Source organism: Streptomyces sp. NPDC006643 (assembly GCF_042870175.1).
GTDB lineage: Bacteria > Actinomycetota > Actinomycetes > Streptomycetales > Streptomycetaceae > Streptomyces.
In genome coordinates, this window is record NZ_JBIAHA010000001.1 from 122,365 (window position 1) to 145,170 (window position 22,806).

The 22,806-nt window shown below is 70.7% G+C and carries 23 protein-coding genes; 9 read left to right on the forward strand and 14 right to left on the reverse strand.

Annotated elements, in window-relative coordinates:
• Positions 1-10 precede the first annotated feature (10 nt).
• The 4 genes from ACFYNU_RS00475 to ACFYNU_RS00490 form a co-directional block, all read right to left on the reverse strand.
• The gene (locus tag ACFYNU_RS00475) at positions 11-523 is read right to left on the reverse strand and encodes a hypothetical protein (protein ID WP_356592907.1); all 513 of its coding nucleotides are present in this window, start codon (positions 521-523) and stop codon (positions 11-13) included.
• Positions 524-530: 7 nt separating this feature from the next.
• Complete coding sequence (locus ACFYNU_RS00480) at positions 531-2,258, reverse strand: alpha/beta hydrolase (RefSeq protein ID WP_356592909.1); 1,728 nt, start codon at positions 2,256-2,258, stop codon at positions 531-533.
• A gap of 6 nt (positions 2,259-2,264) precedes the next feature.
• On the reverse strand, positions 2,265-2,714 hold the full coding sequence (locus tag ACFYNU_RS00485; RefSeq protein WP_356592911.1) for a hypothetical protein: 450 nt from the start codon (positions 2,712-2,714) through the stop codon (positions 2,265-2,267).
• Between the two features lie 168 nt (positions 2,715-2,882).
• The gene (locus ACFYNU_RS00490; RefSeq protein ID WP_031231641.1) at positions 2,883-3,077 is read right to left on the reverse strand and encodes a hypothetical protein; all 195 of its coding nucleotides are present in this window, start codon (positions 3,075-3,077) and stop codon (positions 2,883-2,885) included.
• A gap of 447 nt (positions 3,078-3,524) precedes the next feature.
• On the opposite strand from ACFYNU_RS00490, the gene ACFYNU_RS00495 reads away from it, so the two are divergent.
• Positions 3,525-4,727: an acyltransferase family protein gene (locus tag ACFYNU_RS00495; RefSeq protein ID WP_356592913.1), complete on the forward strand. Its 1,203-nt coding sequence runs from the start codon at positions 3,525-3,527 to the stop codon at positions 4,725-4,727.
• Here the strand turns inward: ACFYNU_RS00495 and ACFYNU_RS00500 are convergent.
• Positions 4,707-5,153, reverse strand: coding sequence for an HD domain-containing protein (locus ACFYNU_RS00500; RefSeq protein ID WP_356592915.1), 447 nt, complete (start codon positions 5,151-5,153; stop codon positions 4,707-4,709). The genes ACFYNU_RS00495 and ACFYNU_RS00500 overlap by 21 nt on opposite strands.
• A 133-nt stretch (positions 5,154-5,286) precedes the next feature.
• Between ACFYNU_RS00500 and ACFYNU_RS00505 the strand changes: the two genes are divergently transcribed.
• Both ACFYNU_RS00505 and ACFYNU_RS00510 read left to right on the forward strand, forming a co-directional pair.
• The gene (locus ACFYNU_RS00505) at positions 5,287-6,495 is read left to right on the forward strand and encodes a cation:proton antiporter (protein ID WP_356592917.1); all 1,209 of its coding nucleotides are present in this window, start codon (positions 5,287-5,289) and stop codon (positions 6,493-6,495) included.
• A gap of 100 nt (positions 6,496-6,595) precedes the next feature.
• Positions 6,596-7,648, forward strand: a complete 1,053-nt coding sequence (locus ACFYNU_RS00510; RefSeq protein ID WP_356592919.1) for a hypothetical protein — start codon at positions 6,596-6,598, stop codon at positions 7,646-7,648.
• 54 nt (positions 7,649-7,702) lie between these two features.
• Here ACFYNU_RS00510 and ACFYNU_RS00515 read toward each other — a convergent pair whose 3' ends face one another.
• Both ACFYNU_RS00515 and ACFYNU_RS00520 read right to left on the reverse strand, forming a co-directional pair.
• A complete protein-coding gene (locus ACFYNU_RS00515) occupies positions 7,703-8,911 on the reverse strand; it encodes an MFS transporter (RefSeq protein WP_356592935.1) in 1,209 nt (402 codons plus the stop codon).
• 124 nt (positions 8,912-9,035) lie between these two features.
• On the reverse strand, positions 9,036-10,181 hold the full coding sequence (locus ACFYNU_RS00520) for a PP2C family protein-serine/threonine phosphatase (RefSeq protein WP_356592921.1): 1,146 nt from the start codon (positions 10,179-10,181) through the stop codon (positions 9,036-9,038).
• A gap of 108 nt (positions 10,182-10,289) precedes the next feature.
• On the opposite strand from ACFYNU_RS00520, the gene ACFYNU_RS00525 reads away from it, so the two are divergent.
• On the forward strand, positions 10,290-11,561 hold the full coding sequence (locus ACFYNU_RS00525) for a GNAT family N-acetyltransferase (protein ID WP_356592923.1): 1,272 nt from the start codon (positions 10,290-10,292) through the stop codon (positions 11,559-11,561).
• 46 nt (positions 11,562-11,607) lie between these two features.
• Here ACFYNU_RS00525 and ACFYNU_RS00530 read toward each other — a convergent pair whose 3' ends face one another.
• Together ACFYNU_RS00530 and ACFYNU_RS00535 are read right to left on the reverse strand one after the other, a co-directional pair.
• The gene (locus ACFYNU_RS00530; protein WP_356592925.1) at positions 11,608-12,429 is read right to left on the reverse strand and encodes a DNA-formamidopyrimidine glycosylase family protein; all 822 of its coding nucleotides are present in this window, start codon (positions 12,427-12,429) and stop codon (positions 11,608-11,610) included.
• Positions 12,430-12,531: 102 nt separating this feature from the next.
• Positions 12,532-13,020 (reverse strand): ribose-5-phosphate isomerase, encoded by a 489-nt coding sequence (locus tag ACFYNU_RS00535; protein ID WP_388764635.1) that lies wholly within the window; start codon positions 13,018-13,020, stop codon positions 12,532-12,534.
• A 154-nt stretch (positions 13,021-13,174) separates the two neighbouring features.
• On the opposite strand from ACFYNU_RS00535, the gene ACFYNU_RS00540 reads away from it, so the two are divergent.
• Positions 13,175-14,524 carry an FAD-binding oxidoreductase gene (locus ACFYNU_RS00540; RefSeq protein WP_356590019.1) on the forward strand — a complete coding sequence of 450 codons (1,350 nt, stop codon included), beginning with the start codon at positions 13,175-13,177 and terminating at the stop codon, positions 14,522-14,524.
• A gap of 45 nt (positions 14,525-14,569) precedes the next feature.
• Here ACFYNU_RS00540 and ACFYNU_RS00545 read toward each other — a convergent pair whose 3' ends face one another.
• A complete protein-coding gene (locus ACFYNU_RS00545; protein WP_356590017.1) occupies positions 14,570-15,163 on the reverse strand; it encodes a biotin transporter BioY in 594 nt (197 codons plus the stop codon).
• A 333-nt stretch (positions 15,164-15,496) separates the two neighbouring features.
• Between ACFYNU_RS00545 and ACFYNU_RS00550 the strand changes: the two genes are divergently transcribed.
• Positions 15,497-16,927 carry an amino acid permease gene (locus ACFYNU_RS00550; protein WP_356590015.1) on the forward strand — a complete coding sequence of 477 codons (1,431 nt, stop codon included), beginning with the start codon at positions 15,497-15,499 and terminating at the stop codon, positions 16,925-16,927.
• Between the two features lie 34 nt (positions 16,928-16,961).
• Here ACFYNU_RS00550 and ACFYNU_RS00555 read toward each other — a convergent pair whose 3' ends face one another.
• The gene (locus tag ACFYNU_RS00555) at positions 16,962-17,336 is read right to left on the reverse strand and encodes a MerR family transcriptional regulator (protein WP_356590013.1); all 375 of its coding nucleotides are present in this window, start codon (positions 17,334-17,336) and stop codon (positions 16,962-16,964) included.
• A 152-nt stretch (positions 17,337-17,488) separates the two neighbouring features.
• On the opposite strand from ACFYNU_RS00555, the gene ACFYNU_RS00560 reads away from it, so the two are divergent.
• Positions 17,489-18,394, forward strand: coding sequence for an NADP-dependent oxidoreductase (locus tag ACFYNU_RS00560; protein ID WP_356590011.1), 906 nt, complete (start codon positions 17,489-17,491; stop codon positions 18,392-18,394).
• 48 nt (positions 18,395-18,442) lie between these two features.
• On the opposite strand, the gene ACFYNU_RS00565 is transcribed toward ACFYNU_RS00560, so the two are convergent.
• Positions 18,443-19,015, reverse strand: coding sequence for a helix-turn-helix domain-containing protein (locus ACFYNU_RS00565; RefSeq protein ID WP_356590009.1), 573 nt, complete (start codon positions 19,013-19,015; stop codon positions 18,443-18,445).
• A gap of 89 nt (positions 19,016-19,104) precedes the next feature.
• Between ACFYNU_RS00565 and ACFYNU_RS00570 the strand changes: the two genes are divergently transcribed.
• The gene (locus ACFYNU_RS00570; RefSeq protein WP_356590007.1) at positions 19,105-19,986 is read left to right on the forward strand and encodes an NAD-dependent epimerase/dehydratase family protein; all 882 of its coding nucleotides are present in this window, start codon (positions 19,105-19,107) and stop codon (positions 19,984-19,986) included.
• A 145-nt stretch (positions 19,987-20,131) separates the two neighbouring features.
• A complete protein-coding gene (locus ACFYNU_RS00575) occupies positions 20,132-20,314 on the forward strand; it encodes a hypothetical protein (RefSeq protein ID WP_356590005.1) in 183 nt (60 codons plus the stop codon).
• Positions 20,315-20,669: 355 nt separating this feature from the next.
• On the opposite strand, the gene ACFYNU_RS00580 is transcribed toward ACFYNU_RS00575, so the two are convergent.
• Entirely contained in the window at positions 20,670-21,311 is a 642-nt protein-coding gene (locus ACFYNU_RS00580; protein ID WP_356590003.1) for a histidine phosphatase family protein, read from the reverse strand.
• The gene (locus ACFYNU_RS00585; protein WP_388764643.1) at positions 21,308-22,738 is read right to left on the reverse strand and encodes an FGGY-family carbohydrate kinase; all 1,431 of its coding nucleotides are present in this window, start codon (positions 22,736-22,738) and stop codon (positions 21,308-21,310) included. The genes ACFYNU_RS00580 and ACFYNU_RS00585 overlap by 4 nt, the downstream gene beginning before the upstream one ends.
• Between the last annotated feature and the right edge of the window lie 68 nt (positions 22,739-22,806).

Sequence of the window (22,806 nt, forward strand, 5' to 3'; positions counted from 1 at the left end):
TGCCGTGCTGTCAGATGTCGACCTTCGATCCCTCGGGGACCTGGAGACAGGCGGAGCCGAGAGCGACGGAAATCATGGACGGATCGTCACTGCGTCCGCGCCTGTCCAGAAGTGTGATGCTCAGGGAGTAGTTCTTCTTCGTGGTTACGGCCGTGAGTTCGAGACTTCTCGCCCGGCTGGAGTCAGGACCGTAGTGGTCGATCTTCCAGCCGTGCGCGGGGAGTTCGCCCTTGAGACGCACCATCGCCTTTTCCATATCCGCGACAGGCACGTCGTACAGGCTCCAGAAGTGGCCCAGCGAGTAGTACTTCTCGAAATCCTTTTCTCCGCACGGCGTAACTTTGGGACCAGCGTCGGAGAGTTTGCCGGGCAGCCCGATGACCTCCCTGATCTGCTCGGCGTACGTCACCGCGTCGGTTCGCGCGGCATCCACTTCTCGGATCTCGGGCGCCTCATCAGATCCAGACATTCCTGAACATCCTGTCAGTGTCGCGGCCATGGATATCACGAGCAGCATCTCCACCAGACGCCTAGTCAAGCTTCACCTCGTCGTATTTCCCCGTGATGACGGCGGCCTGGTTCAGCAGACTCAGCGAGCCCTCTCTCCAGTAGCCGCTGTGATCCACTGTGTCGGTGCGCATGATGTTGGCGCCGAATTCGGGATCGGTGGGTACGTTCCTGTCGCCCCCGAGACCGACCAGGCGTCCCCCTTCCGGCACTTGATCCACACTGAAGGAACCCGCCATCGCCCATACGTGCCCCTTGTCCACGTCAAGGTTGTCCGCGTGGCCCGTCTGCATGCCGGGGCTGCCGGCGACCACGATGTCGTCGGCGGCGAGATCGCCGTGTTTCGACGCCTCGCCGATGGCCGTGCTGCCGTAGCTGTGTCCGACGATCGTGGTGTGACTGCCGTCGGGCCCGCCCTGAGCCTCCTGGACGCCGCTCATGAACTGGTTGAGAGCGGGAGCCGCTTTCTGGGCGTATTCAGGGTCGGTGGCCTCGGGAACGAAGTCACCGTCCTTGATCGGGACCGCCGATCTGGGGGTGTCGTAGTCGAGCCAGGTGATGGTGGAAATCTCTCTGCCGGGGGCGGCGACCTGGCTCGCCCCCCAGAGGATCTCACCTCGTGCGAGATCACCTCCGATATTGGAAAGGCCGGCTCCGGTCCCTGGCACATACACCGCCGTGTGATCGGCGGTATCCGGATTGCCGTTGGCGATAATGACCCGGCCGTCTCCGGCGCCTACAGGGTCGAAACCCAGAAGATACGCTTGAGGAAGAATTGATTCACCGGGCTTTGGGGCCGTTCCGGTGCGGTCGAACCGTTCCTCGATCTGTTCCATGCCTTTGAGGGATTCCTCCAAGAACTCGATCCGGTCCTCCCCGCCGGTCCTGTCCCGCCATTCGTCGTACTCGTCCGTGGTGCTGGAAGTCGGCGGCTGATACTTCATGGGCATCTTCGGGAACGAGTCGAGTTCCAGTTGGAACTTGGCCCTCTTCTCCTCCAGCACCGTGCGGTTGGCGTCGTCGCGGACATCGCTCGGCAATCCGTCAAGCGCGCCCACCGAGGCCGGATAGAGCGCGGTGTAGCCGGCTCGTTCGTCGGCGGTGAGCCCTCTCCACCACTTGGCGTTCTCCGCGGGGGACTTGCCGTCGGGGATGTCGTCCTTGGCGAGGTGGCCGCCCGACACCTTCCGCAGGGCGACGGTGTCGTTGTGTACGTCGGCCCAGTCCTTGTCCGAGACGGTGAGGTCGTTGTGCGCCTTCAGCCGCTCCAGTTGCGGGGCCCATTTCTGGTCCGCCTTCGTCGCGTCGCCGAGGGCGTCACCGATGCGGTCGGCGAAGCCCTGGGCCTTCGTACGCTTGAAGTCGGCGTCTTCCCTGACCTCACCGAACGTCGCCTCCCAGTGCACCGATCCGTCGCCCTGGACCGTGAAGCCCGCACTGACCGCGTCGTCCATCGCGTCGTTCAGCTTCCGCTGCGCCGACCTCAGCTCGGCGGCGAAGCCGTTCAACGCCAGGGTGATCAGGCCGCATTCGACCTGTGTGTAGTGGAAGTTGTCGCTCAGCCGCTCCAACCGCTTCAGCGCGGCTGTCAGCGCCGCGCCCTTCAACTCGCCGCCGCGCATCTGAACCATGGTCTGGTCGGTGATGCGGTCCTTGGCCGCGTGGGCCGCCTTGCCGACCGCCTGATAGCCGTCGGCCGCCTGCTCGAACTCGGCCGGCTTCGCGTCCCGTAACGTGCTGAGACTCGTCATGACGCGTCATCGCCCCCCGGCCGACGGGTGGCCGCCGCCGGCGGGCGGCGCCTCGGGCTTGGTCGCCTGCTGGGTGAACGCCTCCTCGATGGCCTGGTCGTTCTTGTAGAGGTCATTGCCCGCGTGCCTCAGCTTCCCCGCGACCTCACCGCATTCGCGGCCGACCAGGTTCAGGTAGCGCTGCCAGGTCTGATGGACGCCGGCCTGCGCCGCGCCGGTGACGAATCCCGTGACGGCGTCACCCGCTCCGAGTCCGGTCTGTCCGTCGTCAAGCCTCACCGCCGCCTTCTTGAGGTCGCCCCGCAGCTCGGCGATGCTCGTCGCCGCTCTGTTCCAGGCGGTCTTCGAGGTCTTGAGGTCACCGTCACCCGGGCCACCGCCGTCACCGGCGGTGGCCAGATTCATCCTGGTCGCGGCGTCCGCTTTGAGCTGGGCCCACTCCTCGTCGAATGTCACCGATGTCTCCCCGTGTCCGATCCGTCGCTACTCGCCCGGCGGGTACGGGAGTTCACCGGCCGCCGGACGAGCTGCGGCGCAATCACAGCGCGTGCGTTCCCGCACGTACAAGACGGCTCGCCCGGGGAAGAGCGAGCCGTCTCGTGTGGTGTCCGGTGTCGGGGATGGCTAGAAGCTGATCTGGTTGATCGTCTCCGCTATCGAGTCCATGAACCTGTTCACCGACGGTGCCATGTCCGTGGAGGCCAGGAAGAAGCCGAACAGGATCGCGACGATGGCCGGGCCGCCCTTCAGGGAGCCGCCGCGGATCAGTACCACGAGGACGATCGCCAACAGCAGCACCACAGACAGTGAAATGGCCACAACTGATCACACCCTCGGTCGGTCCACCTTGCCGGCCGCGGGAGCTCACGGCCTCGCACATACCCGCTCCCTCCATCGTGCCACCAACCTCCGCCCGTGTGGGCGTCCGTGACGAATCATCGAGGTAAGGATCACGCCAATCGCGTGGCCGGGGGGCCGGGTGGGGGGACGGTTGCGCCTGCGGCGGGGGATAAATGCGGACGTCAATTCGGGGTGAGCGCACAGTCGCTCTCACAGCTCCTTCACAGGTAATTCGAGTTGACCTCCCGACAGCTCACCCCAGTGAATTCACACGCAGTCACCATGCACGGCAGACCCTGATGATATGCACCATTTAAGGGGGATTAACAGGGGCATATCTACCGGTGGGCGACTGTTTCGGTGCCGAACACCCCAGTTACGCGGGAGGTTTTACTCCGCGCATTGTGCGGCGCTAGGGTTAATCAGATGTCTCACGCTCCGCACGGATATGAGAGGGCCTCGCTCCCCCAGACCGGGGAGTTGGATGCCATCCCCCCAACGGCACAGACCGCATCGGCCGCTGTGGCCGAAACCCCTGTACGGACCCCTCAGGATTCAGCGAAGTCGGCGCCCCCCACGCCCAAGACGTCCACGAAGCGAGACGCGTTCTTCGACAACGCGAAGTACCTGGCCATCGTGCTGGTGGCCATGGGACACGCCTGGGAGCCCGTGATGGAGGGCAGCCGGGCGACGAAGGCGCTGTACATGGTCGTCTACTCGTTCCACATGCCGGCCTTCATCATCATCTCGGGCTATTTCTCCCGGAGTTACACCGGCAGACCGCACCAGATCAGACGGCTGCTGACCGGGATCGCCGTCCCGTACATCGTCTTCGAGGTGGCGTACTCGCTGTTCAAGCGGGTCACGAACGATCCGGGCCACCCGATCAGTCTGCTCGACCCCTGGTATCTCACCTGGTTCCTGGCCGCGTTGTTCATCTGGCGGCTGACCACCCCGATCTGGCTGTCGCTGCGTCACCCGCTGCCGGTCGCTCTCGGTATCGCCGCGCTCGCCTCGTTCACGCCGAACATCGGCGAGGACCTCAACCTCCAGCGGGTGCTCCAGTTCCTGCCGCTCTTCGTGCTCGGGCTCGTCCTCAAGCCCGAGCACTTCCAGCTGGTCCGCCGCCGGGAGGTCAGGCTGCTGGCCGTGCCGGTCTTCGCGGGCGCGCTCGTCTTCGCGTACTGGGCGGCGGCACGGATGCAGAACGCGTGGTTCTACCACAACAGCGCGGCCCAGGATCAGGGGGCGCCGTGGTGGCTGGGCGTCGTCATGACCTTCGCGCTGTTCGGCTGCTCGGTGGTGCTGACGGCCGCGTTCCTGGCGTGGGTGCCGCGCCGCGCGATGTGGTTCACGGCACTCGGCGCGGGCACGATCTGCGGCTATCTGCTGCACGGTTTCCTGGTCAAGGGCGCCGTCTACAGCGGCATCTTCGACACGAACGCCTGGCTGACCGAGCCCGCCGGCCGGGTCTTCCTGACGCTGCTCGCGGGCGCGGTGATGACGCTGCTGTGCACGCCGCCGGTCCGGCGGCTCTTCCGCTTCGCCACCGAGCCGGAGATGTCGTGGGCCTTCCGGCGGGACCCGCGCGGGGCGGACGTCCGTACGTCAGCGAGGCAGGCCGAGTAGCCGTCGTACCTCCGCGTATTTCTCGGTGAGCCTGATCCGGGTCGCCTCGTCCAGCACGGCGAGGCGGCCCGGATCCGCGTTGTGCGCCAGGTCCGACTCCTTGACGAGGAGCGCGCCCGGCGTGGCCAGGATCCGGCGGGTGTACGCGGCGGTGTCCTCGCCCCGCACCTTCGTCACCGCCAGGACCATTTCCTTGACCGCCGCCGGCAGCGCGGCCCCGTCCAGCCACGCGCGGGAGAGCGCGCCGTCCTCGACGGAGTCGTGCAGCCAGGCCGCCGCGATCTGCTCGTCGGTGCCGCCCCGCGCCCTGACCCCGTCGGCGACCGCCCGAAGGTGCTCGACGTACGGCCGGCCGGCCTTGTCGGTCTGGGCGGCGTGCGCCTCGCGGGCGATCAACTCCACCTCGGTCAGGCTGAGATATGTCATAGGGCCAACTCCATGGGTCGGTCAAAAGTTGCAGAGTAAATCGTTTGGTAAACTAATTACTGACGCATCCTTGACGCGCCTTTGACTTGTATGGAGGAACGGTCCCATCGGACACGCAGACACGCTCATAGCCATGGGTGGCGCCTTCCTCGCCGCCGCTTTCCTCGCCCGCCTCGGCAGCCGGATCGAGCTGCCGACGATCCCGCTGTTCATCCTGGCCGGAATCCTGCTCGGCCCGCACACACCCGGCATCGTGCTCGTCTCCGATCCGCACGAGCTGGAGATGCTGTCGGCCCTCGGCCTCGTACTGCTGCTCTTCTACCTCGGTCTCGAATTCCATCTGGACGATCTCAAGGCCGGCGGCCGGAAGATGGCCCTCGCCGGTGGCGCGTATCTCGCGCTGAACGTCGGCGCCGGGCTCGGCTTCGGCTTCGCGCTCGGCTGGGGCACGTCCGAGGCGCTGGTCCTCGCCGGTGTGCTCGGAATCTCCTCGTCCGCGATCGTCACGAAGATCCTGGTCGACCTGGGCCGTATCGGGAATCCCGAGACCAAGCCGATCCTCGGGATCATCGTCGTCGAGGACATCTTCCTGGCGCTGTACCTGGCCGCGCTCCAGCCGATCCTGTCCGGCGCCGACAGTCTCTCGGCCGCGCTGACCGACGGCGGCAAGGCGTTCGGATTCCTGCTGCTGCTGGCGCTGGCCGCGCGCTTCGGCAAGAAGGTCATCGGCCGCCTCATCAACACGAAGGACGACGAACTGCTCGTCATCTCCTTCCTCGGCGCCGCGGTCTTCATGGCCGGGGTCTCCGAGTGGTTCGGTGTCGCGGACGCGATCGGCGCGTTCATGGTCGGTCTGATGCTGGGCAGTACGACCTCCGGCGACCGGATCCGCACCCTCGTGCACCCGCTGCGGGACGCGTTCGGCGCCATCTTCTTCTTCGCCTTCGGGCTCTCCATCAATCCGGGCGACCTGCCGACGGTGCTGTGGCCGGTGCTGGCCGCCGTCGCCGTCACGCTGACGATGAACATCCTGGCCGGGCTGGTGGCCGCCCGTGTCTACCGCTTCGGCTCCGGCCCCGCCGCGAACATCGCGACGACTCTGGTCGCGCGGGGCGAATTCGCCCTGATCCTGGCGACGATGGCGGCGGGGGCGGCGCTGGACGCGCGGCTGGCGCCGTTCATCGCGGGCTATGTCCTGATCCTCGCGGTCCTCGGCCCGCTGGCGGCGGCCAAGTCGCACTGGCTGGCCCGGGTGCTGCCCGGTGGCGGTCGCGGCGGCGGCGGTGACGGCGGGGCCGCCACCGGTGGTGAACTGTCGCTGACGAAGACGTCCGGCGCCTGAACCGCCACGGGGGCCGGCGGCGCCCACGCCCCGGCCCCCGAACCGTCCGCTTCCGCTCAACCGTTCGTGTCGCAAGGGGAGTTGACCCTAGCGTGCGATCATGCAGCCATCCTCGCTCCTACGCCCCTTACTCATCACCGTCCTCGCCCTGGCACTGGTGCCGCTCTGGCCCGCACAGGCCCGGGCCGGCACCGGTGGCAACACCCGTGTCACGCTCACCGCGGACAAGGACATACCGCGCGGAGCCACGGTCGAACTTCTCAGACAGACGCTGACACTCGCCGCCGGTGAGAAGCGGCATCTGCGTGGCCGCCTGGAAGCCACCAGCTCGACAACCGGAATCGTCGGCCTGACCAACCGAGTGAAATGCGTGAACGCCACCGGCTCGACGGTGCCCGTCATCGCGGCCTCGGCCCGTAACCACGAGGGCTACGACACGGCCACGTACGCGACACCCGGCCATCTCCCCCTCTTCGCCGACCTGCTCCTCACCGCACCGGCCGCCGGCGTCTACACCTGCTTCCTGTACGGCTCCGCCTACTCGACCCTCCCCGGCACCTACCACTTGACGGCCGTGCCGAAGGGCACCTGGCTGGAAGTCAGCACCGCCGATCAGCTCGGCGCCCGGTGGTGGCAGAACCCCTCGTGCGAGAGCGCGGACCCGGCGGGAGCCTGTACGTACGTCGGCGGCGCCCCGGCCAGGTCCGACGCGTGGGTGTTCTACGACGACGGCACCCCGTCGTACCAGTGGCGGGCGCGGCCGGACGCGACCGCGGTCTCGGCGCAGGCGAACGTCGAACTGACCACGTGCCCCGAGGGAACAGCCTCGTGCGCGGCCTCCATGCAGGCCCATCCGCGCGGCGAGAACGCGGTGCTGGACACGCGGTTCGAGTTCGTCCAGCTCGATGCCACCGACCACGCGTGCCGCACGCACAGCACGGCCGCGCGTAAGACCGTGACGGACGACGCGCACCACTCGGTCGCGTACTTCGCGCTGCCGGATCTGCCGGTGGATCCCGGCTGTGGAAGCCGCGATTTCGTCATGCGGGTCTATGTGAAGCACGTGACGGGTCAGACAGTGAAGATCGACGGGGTGCAGGGCGGGCTCACTTCGCTCACCAACGGCATCGCGTTCAACCATCTGCCCGGCTAGACACGTGACGACGGGGCCGGTGCCGGTGGGTGCCGGTGCCGGCCCCGTGGCGGCCTAACGGGCCGCCGGCTTCGGCGCGTAGTCGCGTCCCAGTAGCAGAAGCGGTGTCGTCAGGAGCAGCAGGCCCGCCAGCGCGATGGCCGTGCGCGGGCCCGTCGCGGCGGCCAGCAGGCCCCACAGTGCCGTCAGAGCCGCGGTGGTGGTCTTGGTCGTGACCGACCAGGCGGAGAGGGTGCGCACGGTCCGGTCCGTCGGGGTCTGTTCCAGACGGTAGGTGGCGTACACCGGGTTGAAGACGCCGATGCAGGTGATCAGCACCAGTTCGACCGTGATGACCAGCGCCATCCCACCGATGCCGGGGCCGACGAAGGCCAGGGCGAGCGGCCAGCACGCGCGCAGGGTGCCCGAGGTGAGCATGACCCGGTGGCGGCCGAACCGGGTGACCAGGGGCTGGGCGAGGCGTGCGCCGATGATGCCGCCGACGCAGGGCACCGCGAACGCCACGGCGTACTGCCAGGGGGCGAACCCGAGGGGGCCGAGCATGAGGAAGGCGATCAGCGGCACCGGCGCCATGATCAGGCCGTTGACGAGAGCGGTGTTGAAGAACAGCGGGCGCAGCGCCGGGTGGGCCAGGATGTACCGCCATCCCTCGAACACGTCGGCCGCGCGGAACCGCTTGTCGCCGGTGCGCACGGGGAGCGGCTCCTGCCCGCCGATCGCGCGTACGCCGATGGCGGAGAGCAGATAGCTGACCGCGTTGACCACCACGGTCGTCAGCGGGCCGAGCAGGCTGATCGCGGCGCCGCCGGCGGGCGGGCCGAGGATGGTGGCGGTCCATGTCGTGGATTCGAAGCGGCCGTTGGCGACGAGCAGGTCCTCCGGGCGTACGAGCCACTTCAGGTACGCGCCGCTCGCGGCGGTGAAGGTGATGTCGGCCGCCGCGACGACGACGGACACGACGAGGAGTTGGGCGAAGCCGAGCGCGCCGAGGGCGTACGCGGCGGGGACGCTCATCAGCGCCGCGAAGCGGATCAGGTCCATCGCCACCATCACGGGGCGTTTACGGCGGAACTCCACCCACGGTCCGAGCGGTACGGCCACCGCCGCGCCCACCGCGAGTCCGGCGGCGGCCAGCAGCGAGACCTGGGTCGGGCCGACGTGCAGGACGAGGATCGCGATCAGGGTGAACGCGTCGAAGGCGAAGCGGGTGCCGAACGCGCTGGCCGCGTACGCCGCCCAGAGCCAGGCGAACGGGCGCCCCAACGAACGCCCCGACTGCCCTGACTGCCCTGACTGCCCCGACGGTTTCGCCGGGTCCGGGCCGGCACCGACCGCCCGAGCGACGGCCTCGCCCGCGTCGGCCGACGCGTCCGGTCCCGCCACCGGCTCAGCCCTCCCGGCAGATCAGCAGCAGCGCCCGGTCGTCGTTCACGTGTTTCGCCACCGCCTCGATCAGATGCCAGGCCGCGCCCTCGAAGCCCGCCGCGACATAGCGGTCCGCCTCGCCGGAGAGCCGGTCGATGCCCTCGCTCAGATCGCGGCCCGACGCCTCGACCAGGCCGTCCGTGAACAGCATCAGTACGTCGCCCGGCAGCAGCGACCCCTTCACCGGGTCGAACTCCGCCCCGTCGTAGACGCCGAGCAGCGGGCCCTCGCCCGCCATCTCCTCCCACCGGCCGCTGCCGGCGTGGAGTTGCAGCGCGGGCAGATGGCCCGCCGACAGCAGCTCGTAGTCGCCCGATTCGAGGTCCAGGACGAGATGGATGGAGGTCGCGAAGCCCTCGTCCCAGTCCTGGCGGAGCAGATAGCCGTTGGCGGCCGGCAGGAAGCCGTGCGGCGGGAGCGAGCCGAGCAGGCCGCCGAAGGCGCCGGACAGCAGCAGCGCGCGGGAGCCGGCGTCCATGCCCTTGCCGGAGACGTCCGTGAGGACGACTTCGAGGGTGCGGCCACCGTTGGTGCGGGCCGCGACGACGAAGTCGCCGGAGAAGGACTGGCCCCCGGCCGGCCGCAGGGCCATCTCGCGGTGCCAGCCCTTCGGCAGCCGTGGCAGGGCGCTCTGGACCCGGATACGTTCGCGCAGGTCGAAGAGCATCGTGCCGCCGCGCCGCCACGGCACCCCGACGCGGGCCCTGAACTGGGCGATCAGCAGCCCGAAGAGCCCGCAGGCCGCCACCACCAGGACGGTGCCCGGTGTCACGGTGGCCGGCCCCTGGGCGTACGGGCCGAGGACGAGCGATTCGACGATCAGGGCGACAGCGGCGGCGGCGTACAGGGCGAGGAGGCTGGAGGGCCGCAGCAGCAGTCCCCCGGCGACGATCGGCAGGACGAGCGCGGACGGCGCGAACCAGACCGGAACGGACATGGTGGCGAAGGCGATTCCCGGGACGGTCAGCAGCAGTCCGACGAGAGCGATCCAGTCCGAGCCGTCGCCGCGGAAGTAGTCCACCCCGGACTTGCGCACGGCGTTGCGGGCCCGGTGCAGCGACTTGCGCAGCCGGGCCGTGTACGAATCCGCTTTCGCGCCACTGGCCATTGTCGTTGGACCCTATCCATCAGCGGGCCGGGCGTGCAGGGGGACCCCGGTGACATTGCGTTCGATACCGGGTCGCCTCGACCACCCACGTCCTGGTACTGATGGCATATGACCACAGACTTGCGAGTACTCGAAGCCGCCGACTGGGACCGCTGGTTCGGGACGCTGGAGAGAGCGTTCGGCGGGGCGCTCGTCAGCTCCACCGAGGAGCGCGAGGTGTGGCGTTCCGTGACGGAGTGCGAACGCTCCGTCGGGGTGTGGGACGGCGAGGAGTGTGTGGGAACGGCGGGCGCGTTCACCTTCGGGCTCACGGTGCCCGGCGGCGGAACCGTGTCGGCGGCGGGCGTGACGATGGTGAGCGTGGCGGCGACGCACCGGCGGCGCGGGATCCTCACCTCCATGATGCGGCGGCAGTTGGACGACGTCCGCTCGTGGGGGCAGCCGGTCGCGCTGCTGACCGCGTCGGAGCCCGAGATCTACGGCCGGTTCGGATACGGCGTCGGGACCCGGCAGTTGAGCGCCGAGATCGACACCTCGCGCGTCTCGTTCCGGATGCCGCGCGGCGACGGCGCGACGGGCGCGGACGGCGCCGACGACGGGATACGGCTGCGTTACGCGGCGCTGGACGACGCGCGTGAGCCGATCGAGTCGGTGTACGCGCGCCTGGTCCCGGGCCGCCCCGGCATGCTGGAGCGCCGGCCCGGCTGGGACCGGAAGCTGCTGCTGGACGCGCCGGAGAGCCGCGAGGGCGCCTCCGCGCTCAGCTGCGTACTCGCGCGGCGCGGCGAGGGCGACGACGCCGAGGTGGTGGGGTACGCGCTGTATCGCGTCAAGCCGACCTGGGACGCGGCGGGGCCGAAGGGCACGGTCGTGGTCGATCAGCTGGCGGCCCTGGATCCGGTGACCCGCGCCACGCTCTGGCGCTTCCTCGGAGGGATCGACCTGACATCGTCGGTGAGTGTGTCGAATCTGCCGGTGGACGACGCGGTCCAGTTCCTGGTCTCGGACGTCCGGCGCTCCAACATCCGGCTGCGGGACTCGTTGTACGTACGGCTGGTGGAGGTGGGCGCGGCGCTCGCGGCGCGGGCGTACCAGGCGCCGGTGGACGTGGTGTTGGAGGTGGACGACGCCTTCTGCCCCTGGAACGAGGGCCGTTGGCGGCTGACCGGTGACGAGAAGGGCGCGTCGTGCGAGCGGACGGCGGACGCGGCCGATCTGTCGCTCTCCGTAAGGGAGTTGGCCTCGATGTATCTGGGCGACGCGTCACCGGCGGCGCTGGCGGGGGCGGGGCTCGTACGCGAACTGCGCCCCGGCGCGCTGGCGGAGGCGTCGGTGGCGTTCGCGTCGCCGGTCGCGCCGTGGCTGCCGCACGGTTTCTGACGGCGGCCGGGTCCGGTCCAGGCGTCGGCGTCCTTCGCCGGCTGTCCTACGCCCGCTGGCAGCCGGGGCACCAGAACAGATTGCGGGCGACGAGTGACGCCGTACGGATCTCGCTGCCGCACAGATGGCACGGCATGGTCGCGCGCCGGTAGACGTACACCTCACCGCCGTGGTCGTCCACGCGCGGCGCGCGGCCCATGGCCTCGGGCAGATGCTCGGGCCGTACGGTGTCGATCCGGTTGTACTTCACGCCCTCCCGCATCAGCGCGACGAGGTCGGCCCAGATCGCGTCCCACTCGGCGCGGGTGAGATCGCGGCCGGCGCGGTACGGGTCGATGCCGTGCCGGAAAAGGACCTCGGCCCGGTAGACGTTGCCGACGCCGGCGATGACCTTCTGGTCCATGAGCAGGGCGGCGACGGTGGTACGTGAGCGGGAGATCCGGGCCCACGCGCGCTCCGGGTCGTTGCCCTCCGCGCCGGGCCGGCGCAGCGGGTCGGGACCGAGCCGGTCGTGTATCGCCCGCTTCTCGGGTTCGGTGATCAGCGCGCAGGCGGTGGGACCGCGCAGGTCCAGGTACGAGGTGTCGCTCAGCAGTCGCAGCCGGACGGTGTCGGTGGGCGGCGGGGCGGGGGTGTCACCGAGCGCGACCTTCCCGAAGAGGCCGAGATGGACATGGATCCAGCCGTTGTCCCCGAAGCCGACGAAGAGATGCTTCCCGTGCGCGCTCGCGCCGTCCAGCACCCGTCCGTCGAGCAGCGCGGCGCTCTCGGCGAACCGGCCCTGCGGGCTGGCGACGCGTACCGGGCGCCCGGCGAAGCGTTCGGTCAGGTCCTCGGCGAGGCGGTGGATCGTATGCCCCTCGGGCACGGGGTCTCCTTGAGGCGTCAGGCGTCAGGCGTGGGGGTGGTGACATGGCGGTGCCGCCGGGCGCGCGCCCGGCGGCACCGTCACTCTGTTACGGGGCCGCGCTCAGTCCTGCCGCGGGTGGTGCGCCGGGATCGGGGGCAGTTCGCCGGACGTCTCGTACGTCGCGAGCATCTCGATCCGGCGCGCGTGGCGCTCCTCACCCGTGTACGGGGTGGCCAGGAAGATCTCCACGAACTTCGTCGATTCGGCCTGGCTGTGCATCCGGCCGCCGATGGAGATCACGTTCGCGTCGTTGTGCTCGCGGCTGAGCGCGGCGGTCTGTTCGTTCCAGACGAGCGCGGCGCGCACGCCCTTCACCTTGTTCGCGGCCATCTGCTCGCCGTTGCCGGAGCCGCCGATCACGATGCCGAGGGCCGCCGGGTCGGCCGCCGTCCTCTCGGCGGCGCGGAGGCAGAACGGCGGATAGTCGTCCTGGGCGTCGTAGATGTGCGGGCCGCAGTCGACGGGCTCGTGGCCATGGGCCTTCAGCCACTCGACGAGGTGGTTCTTGAGTTCGAAGCCGGCATGGTCGGAGCCGAGATACACGCGCATGGGCGAAGTGTGGCACGTCGGGCGTGGTGCGGAGCGCTCCGGGGTCGAGAGTTCGTTACGCATACATGACGGTGGATGTCAGGTATCGGCGGGAGTCTGCCGGTGTCCGGACGCGCCTCTCGGCGCGTACCCAAGTATGGAGGGAGAACGTCCCATGTCCGACAGCTCACTCACGGCGCTGCCGTATGTCTTTCGGCCCGGCGACCCCGGCTACGACGACGAGGTGGCCGGTTTCCAGCTCGGCTTCGCCCCGCGCCCCGAGGTGGTCGTCGGGGCCACGGGCGAGGGCGATGTCCGGGCGGCCGTCGCCCATGCCGCCGCGCACGGGCTCCCCGTGGGTGTCCAGGCGACGGGCCACGGTGTGCCGGCGGCGGCCGAGGGCGGGCTGCTGATCACGACGCGGCGGATGGACGGGGTACGGATCGATCCCGGTACGCGTACGGCCAGGATCGAGGCGGGGGTGCGCTGGCGGCAGGTGGTCGAGGCGGCGGGGCCGCACGGGCTGGCCCCGTTGAACGGTTCGGCGCCGGGGGTCGGCGCCGTCTCGTATCTCCTGGGCGGTGGACTGGGCCTGCTGGCACGGGAGTTCGGCTACGCCGCCGACCATGTGCGCTCACTGGACGTGGTCACCGCCGACGCGCGGCTGCGGCACGTGACACCGGCGAGCGACCCCGATCTGTTCTGGGCGCTGCTCGGCGGCGGGCACAACTTCGGTGTGGTGACGGCCCTTGAGGTGGGTCTGGCGCCGGTCGCGCGGCTGTACGGCGGGGCGCTGCTCTTCGACGGCGAGCTGCGCGACGAGGTCGTACGGACCTATCTGGACTGGGTGGAGACCGTGCCCGACACGCTGACCTCGTCGCTCGCCGTGATGGTCTACCCGGACCTGGAGCAGGTGCCGCCGTTCCTGCGGGGCCGGTACACGCTCTCGATCCGGATCGCGTTCACCGGCGACGAGGCGCACGGCGAGCGCCTGGTGGCGCCGCTGCGGGCGATCGGGCCGGTGATCACGGACTCGCTGCGGGAGATGCCGTACACGGAGTCGGCGACGATCCACAGCGATCCCGAATTCCCGCACGCCTACTGGGGGGACAGCGCGATGCTGTCGGGGCTGGACGCGGGGACGCTGACGGAGTCGCTGGAGCTGACGGGTCCGGGCGCGCCGGTGATGTGCATCGTGCAGCTCAACGCGCTGGGCGGGGCGCTCGCGAGGCGGCCGGCGGTGCCCAATGCCGTACCGCACCGTGGAGCGGCGTTCCTGCTCCGGGGGCTGTCGCCGCTGGCGGGCCCGGAGCTGGCGCCGGTACGGGAGTTGTACGGGAGGTTCTTCGAGCGGCTGGCTCCGGTGACCGTCGGCCGCTCGCTCAACTTCGCCTTCGGCGACGGGGCCAGGACCGAGGGGCTGTACGACGAGGGGACGGCGCGCCGGCTCGCCGGGCTCAAGGCCCGGTACGACCCGGCGAACCTGTTCCGTCGTAACTACAACATCGTCCCGGACAACCCGTAGGCCGGACGACCCGCAGTACGGCCCGTGGGCCGGACGACCCGTAGGTCAGTCCTGGCGGCCGACGAGCTTCCAGGACGCGGGCAGCAGCCCCATCGCCAGCGCGGCCTTGAGCGCGTCACCGAGCAGGAAGGGGGTGAGCCCGGCGGCGACGGCCGCGCTCGGCGACAGGTTGGCCGCGACCGCGAGATACGGCACGCCGACCGCGTAGATGATCACGGAGCCGAGCACCATCGTGCCGGCGGTGCGGGGTACGGAACGGTCGCCGCCGCGCCGGGCCAGCGAGCCCACGACGGTGGCGGCGAGCAGCATGCCGAGGACATAGCCGAAGGAGGCGCCGCCGGGACCCGACGAACCCTCGGAGAACCACGGCACACCGGCCATGCCCACCAGGGTGTAGACGGCGAGCGCGAGGAAGCCCCGGCGGGCGCCCAGCGCGGTGCCGACGAGCAGCGCGGCGAAGGTCTGGCCGGTGACCGGGACCGGGGAGCCGGGGACCGGCACGGCGATCTGCGCGGCGATGCCGGTGAGCGCGGCGCCGCCCAGGACGAGGGCCGTGTCGACGGCGTAGCGGTTGCGGGCGGCGGGCAGCAGATCGGCGAGGACCGCTCCGGTGCGGGTGGTGGCGGCAGCAGTGCTCATCGGGACTCCGCGAGGTGAGGACAGGTGTACGGGCAGGGGAACAGGCTGACGGTAGCCCACCGGCGTACGCCGGGACACGGGTGACCGGACACAAGACGTCGACCCGCCTCATGGTGGACTCCCGACAACTCGCGCGCTCCATGCGGCCGATGGGCGTGACACTCGTCACGGAATCCACTGAGGTGAGGGTCGTGACGGCTCGACGGAGATCATTTTGCGTGACGGGCCGACTGTCGAGCAGACTGTGACTTCCCACCAAAGGGGCGGCCGGAGCCCTGTACCGCTCCCGCTCCCCCGTCCCCCCCACCGTCCGCCAGCGAACAGGGCCGCCCCATGTCACCCCCCACGCCTCGGACTTCCGTCCCGGAGGCCGCTTCCGAGACCTCCGCCGCACCCCCGGCCGACTCCGCGCTGACGCACGGACTCAAGCAGCGCCATCTGTCGATGATCGCCCTCGGCGGGGTGATCGGCGCCGGGCTGTTCGTCGGCTCGGGCGCGGGCATCGCCGCCGCCGGACCGTCGGTCGTCGTCGCGTACGGCGCCTCCGGACTGCTCGTCATGCTGGTGATGCGCATGCTCGGCGAGATGTCGGCGGCGAACCCGGCGTCCGGTTCGTTCTCCGTCCACGCGGAGCGCGCGATCGGCCCGTGGGCCGGCTTCACCGCCGGATGGGCCTTCTGGGTGCTGCTCTGTGTGGCGGTGGGACTTGAGGGGATCGGCGCGGCGCAGATCGTCTCCGGCTGGCTGCCCGGGACCCCGGAGTGGGCCTGGGTGGCGGGCTTCATGCTGGTCTTCCTCGGCACGAATCTCGCGGCGGTGAAGAACTTCGGGGAGTTCGAGTTCTGGTTCGCCTCGCTCAAGGTCGCCGCGATCGCGCTGTTCCTCGTGCTGGGCGTGCTCGCGATCCTGGGTGTGCTGCCCGACACCGACGCGCCCGGCACCGCCAATCTGACCGGCGACGGCGGTTTCCTGCCGAACGGCTCGGAAGGCCTGGTGATCGGTCTGCTGGCCTCCGTCTTCGCGTACGGCGGCCTGGAGACGGTCACCATCGCGGCGGCCGAGTCCCGGAGCCCGGTCCAGGGCGTCGCGAAGGCCGTGCGTACGGCGATGTGGCGCATCGCGCTCTTCTACGTCGGCTCGATGGCGGTCATCGTCACGCTGGTGCCGTGGGACGACCCGAAGATCGTGGAGAAGGGCTCCGGCCCGTACGTCGCGATGCTCGACCGGCTCGCCATCCCCGGCGCGGGCCAGATCATGAACGTCGTGGTGCTGGTGGCGCTGCTGTCCGCGATGAACGCGAACATCTACGGCGCTTCGCGCATGGCCCGCTCCCTGGTGGTGCGCGGGCAGGGCCCCAGGGTGCTGGGGAAGGTGACGGGCGGCGTCCCGCGCAACGCGGTGCTCGCCTCGTCGGCCTTCGGTTTCCTGTGCGTACTGCTCAGTTACTGGCGCCCGGACGACATCTTCGCGTGGCTGCTGAACATGACGGGCGCGGTGATCCTGGTCGTATGGGCCTTCATCGCGGTCTCCCAGCTGATCCTGCGCCGCCGTACGGAGCGCGAGGCGCCCGAGAGGCTGGTGGTGCGGATGTGGCTGTTCCCGGCGCTGACCTGGGTGGCGCTGGCGGGCATGGCGACGGTGTTCGTCCTGATGCTCCGTCAACCGGACACACGTGATCAGCTGTTGGCGACGGGGGTGCTGACGCTGGGGCTCGCGGCGATCGGAGCCGTACGGCAGCGGCGGGCGGCGGCGCCGGGCCGGTGACGGCGGCCAGGTGGCGGTCAGCGGGTGTCGGACCTCAGCGCAGCAGGTGGGAGCAGTCGGAATCAGGGTCCCGCGTGAGGGCGATCACGTCGTCGAGCCGGTCGCGCACGGCGAGCAGGTCGGTGATCCGCCGGTCGATGCGGACCCGCTCGGTCATCATCTGGTCCAGCAGTCTCGGGGGCGCTTCCTCCGCATCCGAGTCCATGCACGGCAGCACATCGCGGACCACCCTGCTCGGCAGGCCCGCCGCGTACAGCTGCTGGATCAGCCTGACCCGCCCGACGGCCGCGTCGGGATAGTGCCGCTGGCCACCGGGGCTGCGGCGCGCCTGGAGCAGTTCCTGCTCCTCGTAGTAGCGCAGCGCCCGGACGCTGACTCCCGCCTTCTCGGCGACCTCACCGATGCGCACCTGTCCTCCTCTGTTCCGGCGGCGGCGCGCCGCCGGACTTGCACCTGACACCGACGTCAGCTTTTACCGTAGTGCGCGTCGGCAGCGGCCGGACATTCACCCCACTGATCTCACGAACGGCCGATTCGGGCCTCGTGGAAAGGCAGAACGTCATGCGCGCAGTCCGTTACCACCAGTACGGCGGTGTGGAGACCCTCGTGGTCGAGCAGGCGCCGGACCCGCACCCCGGATCCGGCGAGATCCGCGTCCGCGTCGCGGCGGCGAGCGTCAACCCCGTTGACTGGAAGGTGCGTTCCGGGGTGGTGCGCGAGGTGTTGCCCGTGGAGCTGCCCGCGATTCCCGGGCGGGACGCCGCCGGTGTGGTCGACGAGATCGGCGCGGACGTACAGGGGGTGAGCATCGGCGACCGTGTCTTTGGGCTGGGCGGTGTCACCGGCGCGACGGCGGAGCTGGCCGTGCTCTCGGCCTGGGCCCACACGCCCGCCAACTGGACCGACGAGGAGGCCGCCGGCGCCGGTCTGGCGTCGGTGACCGCGATGGGCGGACTGAAGGCGCTCGGTCCGCTGCGGGGGCGCACCCTTCTCGTCGAGGGCGCCGCCGGGGGCGTGGGCAGCGCCGCGGTCGAGATCGCGGTGGCTCAGGGCGCCACCGTGATCGGGACGGCGGGCGAGCGAAACCACGGGTTCCTCAGCTCTCTCGGAGCGCTTCCCACCACGTACGGCCCCGGCCTCGCGGAGCGCGTCGCCGCCCTGGCTCCGGGCGGCGTCGACATCGCGCTCGACACCGCGGCCTCCGGGTCCCTGCCCGATCTCGTCGCGATCGTGGGCGACCCCGCGCGCGTGTCGACGATCGCCGACCACGCCAACGCGGATCGCCTCGGTGTGCGTCTGGCCAACGCGGCGAACGACCCGGCGCTCCTCGCCGAGGCGGCCGAACTCGGGCGGCAGGGCCGCTACATCCCACGCGTCGAGCGGACCTTCCCGTTCGAACAGATCGCGGAAGCGCACGCGTACGCCGAGCGCGGACACACGCGGGGCAAGATCGTGGTCCACATCTGAGCCCGCGCCGGACAGGCCTGGGCGGGCCAGGCCAGGCGCTGTCAGGCGCTAGTCGAGCGCGGTGATCGCCGCGCGGAGCCCGTCGAGTTCCTCGCGCGCGAGGTCGGGGAGCGTCCGCTCCTCGGCCGGCTCGCACCACCGCGCGTACGCGGAGTGGAACGCGCGGACCCCCAGTTCCGCGGCGACGCCCGCCACCGGCTCCGGCACCTCACGCTCGCGCAGTGCCCCGCTCATCACCTCCGCGAGGCTCGCCCGCTTGAACTCCGAGCGCTCCCGAAGCTCGGCGTTGTCCGCGACGACCCGCAGGAGCCGTGGGCCGAACTCGCGCTGTTCGGCGGTGAACGAGGCCGTCAGCGCGTCGAGACCGGCGGCGACGGCCCGCAGCGGGGTGGCCCCCGCCGGCGCCTCGGCGATCCCCTGCGCGAGCAGCCGGCCGTGGACCTCCTGGCCGGCGAAGAGCACCTCGCGCTTGTCGCGGAACTGCCGGAAGAAGGTGGTCTTGGTCAGCCCCGCCCGCTCGGCGATCTGGGCGACCGCGGTGCTGTCGTAGCCCTGCTCCGCGAACAGGTCGATCGCGGCGCGTACCAGCCGCTCCCGCGCGTTCGGTTCCCATCGAGCCATGGCGTACACCCTATGTGATGTGACTCGGTACCGTCACTCTGCTACGGTGATGTTACCGAGTCACATCACTTTCTCCCGCAGGAGCTGCCATGCGTGTTCTCGTCACCGGTGCCGGCGGCTACATCGCCTCGGCCGTCGTCCCCGAACTCCGCGAGGCCGGCCACGAGGTCGTCGGCCTCGCCCGCTCCGAGAAGTCGGCCGCCGCGGTGGCGGCCCTCGGCGCCGAAGTGCGCCGCGGCGATCTGGCCGACCTGGACAATCTGCGCGAGGCCGCGGCCGGCGCGGACGCGGTCGTCCACCTCGCGTTCGACCACGCGGCCATCGCGGCCGGGAAGTTCGCCGAGGCGGCGGCTGCCGACCTCACCGTCGTACGGACCTTCGGCGAGGTACTGGCAGGCACCGGCAAGACCCTCATCGGCATCGGCGCGACCCCCAACGGGGACCCGGAGCACGACGCCTCGGTCAACGCCAACCCGCGCTCCGTCGTCTCCCGCGAGATCGCCGGCCTCACCGAGCGGGGGGTGCGCACCGTGCTCGTCGCCATCCCGCCGGTCACCCACAGCGCGCACGACAGGACGGGATTCGTCCCACAGCTGATCAGGGTCGCCCGCGAGACGGGCGTATCGGCCTACGTCGGCGACGGCACCAACCGCTGGCCGGCCGCCCATGTCCTGGACATCGGCCGGCTCTACCGGCTGGCGCTGGAGAAGGCCCCGGCCGGGGCGCAGCTGTACGGCGCCGCCGAGGACGGTGTCCAGGTCCGCGACATCGCCGAGATCATCGGCCGGCACCTGGGCGTGGAGACGAAGAGCATTCCGGCCGACGCCGCCGCCGAGCACTTCAGGACGTTCCCGTTCATCGCCCTCGACGTCACCATGCCCCACGCCGGGACCCGCGCACTGCTGAACTGGCGGCCGACCCACCCGGGCCTGCTCGCCGACCTCGAAGAGGGCCACTACTTCACCGGCTGACGGCGGCGACCGGAACTGCCGGAACGCGGCGCCGCCGACGCCACCCGGGTGTAGGTCACGGCGATTGGCGGGCCGGGCAGTGACCGATGAGCGGGTCCGGCGTTGATCACCGCGATTCACCCCCGGTCCTGGAAAGGAGCCATCGATGCGCCATCGCTTCGCCGCCCTCGTCTGCGCGACGGTCGCCCTGGCCGCCGCGTACACCGCCCCGGCCCTGGCGGCACCCACCGCCTCCCCGGTACCCCCGGCCGCCGAGTCCCTCCTCAAGGACGGGCTCACGATCGAGGGCCCCCTGATCAACAACATCGCCCTGCCGCAGCTGCTGTAGCACCCGAAAGGCCCGGCCGGGGGCGCCTCCCGGCCGGGCCTCGCGCTGCTGTGACGGGCGGAATCACCGCACAGGCTTTAGAAGGTGAGGCCGCCACCGAGGTCGATGCCGATGGCGGAAGCGGGCGCGGCAAGGGCGGTGACGAGGGCGAAGGCCCCGACCAGGACAGTGGCGATCCGACGACGCATTGAGCTGCCTTTCTCAGAATGAACTCGGGCTGTAGCACTGCCCAGTGTGAAGATCACGGACGCCCAATACCGAGACAACCACGCCGGAAACACCTGAATGCGTGGTTGAAGGGCTCATACACCTAGCAGGCCGCGGTTCGTGCGAGCCGAGGCGTGGGCATCCGGAGCTACGGATGGCGCGGATCGCACGGCACGTTCAGCGACAGCAGCGCCGCGCGGCCGGTGTCGGTGGTCAGGTGGATCTCGCTCACCGCCGCGTTCCGCAGGGCCGGGAAGACCCTGCGGTAGTCGCTCAGCGGGATCGACAGCAGGTCGCAGAGCACCAGGCGCAGCAGGGTGTTGTGGGCCACGACCAGTACCCGGCCGCCTTCGTGCGCCGACGCGATGCGGTGGAGCGCGGCCGTTCCCCGGGTGGTGGCGGTGCGGGGGTCCTCCGCCGCGGGGAAGGGGTTGACCACCGGGTCGGCGCGGAAAGCCGCCGCCGCCGTCGGGTCCACCGTCTCGAACTCGGCGAGGGTGCGGCCCTCCATCACCCCGAAGTCGCATTCCCGCAGGTCGTGTTCGCGTTCCGGTACGAGGTCCAGTGCCCGGCAGGCCGGCTCCGCCGTGGCGATGGCGCGGGGCACCGTCGAGGTGACCACCGCGTCGATGGGGGCGCCGGCCGCCGCCTGCTGTCCGGCCCACCGGCCGAGCCGCAGGGCCTGGGCGCGGCCCTCGTCGGTGAGGCCGATGTCGCTCACGCCCGCGTAGCGGTTCTCGGCGTGCCAGAGTGTCTGGCCGTGGCGGGCCAGCAGCAGGGTCGTACTCATGAGGTCTCCAAGGCGTCGGCGCGCGTGCGGGCGTGGGTGGCGACGGGTGCCGGGAGCCAGCCGCGCCGTTCCAGTTCGCCGACCATCGTCAGGTACGGCTGGAGGAAGCGCGCGGTGCGCGCCGGGTCGGGGCGCAGGACATGGCCGAGGCCGATCATGCGGCCGGCGGCGTCCGCGAGGGTGGGGGCGGCGCCGGCGCCGTACGCCGCGAGGACGGCCATCCCGAGGGCGGGTTCGCTGTGCCGGGGGATGTGCACGGTGCGGCCGAGGATGTCGGTGCGCAGCTGGTTCCAGTACGCGCTGCGCGAGCCGCCGCCGGTGAAGGTGAGCGGGCCGTCCTGCGGGGCGCCGAGGTGGTCCAGGTAGTCCAGGCAGAGCCGTTCGGTGTGGCCGACGCCCTGGAGGAGCGCCGCCCAGTGGTCGGCGTCCGAGCGGGGTTCGCCGAGGAGGAAGGGCGTGGCGTCGGGGGCGAGGAACGGGAACCGTTCGCCGCGTGAGACCAGCGGGTAGGCGAGCGCGGTGGACGGCTCGTGCGCGGCGGCGAGGGCGTCGAAGCGCGCCGGGTCGGCGTCGGGGAAGGCGTGGGACAGTGCGCCGGCTCCGACGCCGGAGGCGCCGCCGGGCAGCCAACTGCCTTCCGGGGCGCGGTGGTTGTAGACCACGCCGGTCTCGTCGTGGATCGGCCGGGCGGTGACGCCTTTGAGGACGAGCGTGGTGCCGAGCACCGAGTTCCAGGATCCGACGTCGAGCGAGCCGGAGGCGATCTGGGCCGCGCAGCCGTCGGTCATCCCGGCGATGACGGGGGTGCCGGCGGGAATTCCGGTGGCCGCCTCGCCGTCGGCGCCGACCTCGCCGAGGCGCGCGCCGGGGCGTACGACCTCCGGGAAGAGGTCGGGCGCCAGGCCCAGGGCGTGCAGCTTCTCGTGCGGCCAGCTGCCGGCCGTCAGGTCGTAACCCGTCTTCAGGGCGTGGCTGGAGTCGGTGGCCGTACGGCGGCCGGTCAGGCGGGAGACGATGAAGTCCGGCTGGTGGGTGAGGTGTACGCCCGAGGTCGTGGGACACCGGTTCAGCAGCCACATCGCCTTCGGCAGCGCCCAGGCGGGCTGCACCCCTGCCGCCGCCGCCTCGGCCGTGGCGCGCCCGTCGTCGTACATCAGACCGGGGGTCAGCGGGCGGCCCGCGCCGTCGGTGAGCAGGACCGTGCCGGAGGTACCGCACACGGCGAGCGCGCGGACGTCACGGCCCGGCGCGGACGCCAGCGCCCCGCCGATCGCCGTGCGCGCCGCCTCCCACCAGTCGTCCGGCGACTGCTCGTGCCGTACCCCGTCGCGGCTTCCGCCGAGTGGGGCGGCGCCGCTGCCGAGCAGGGTCCCGTCGTCCCCGACGAGCACCGCACGGACGCTCTGTGTACCGAGATCGATACCCATCCACATATCGGCTCCCTCTGTGAAGTTCTCACTCTGCACCGAGACTTTGCGATGCGCGAGGGATTGAC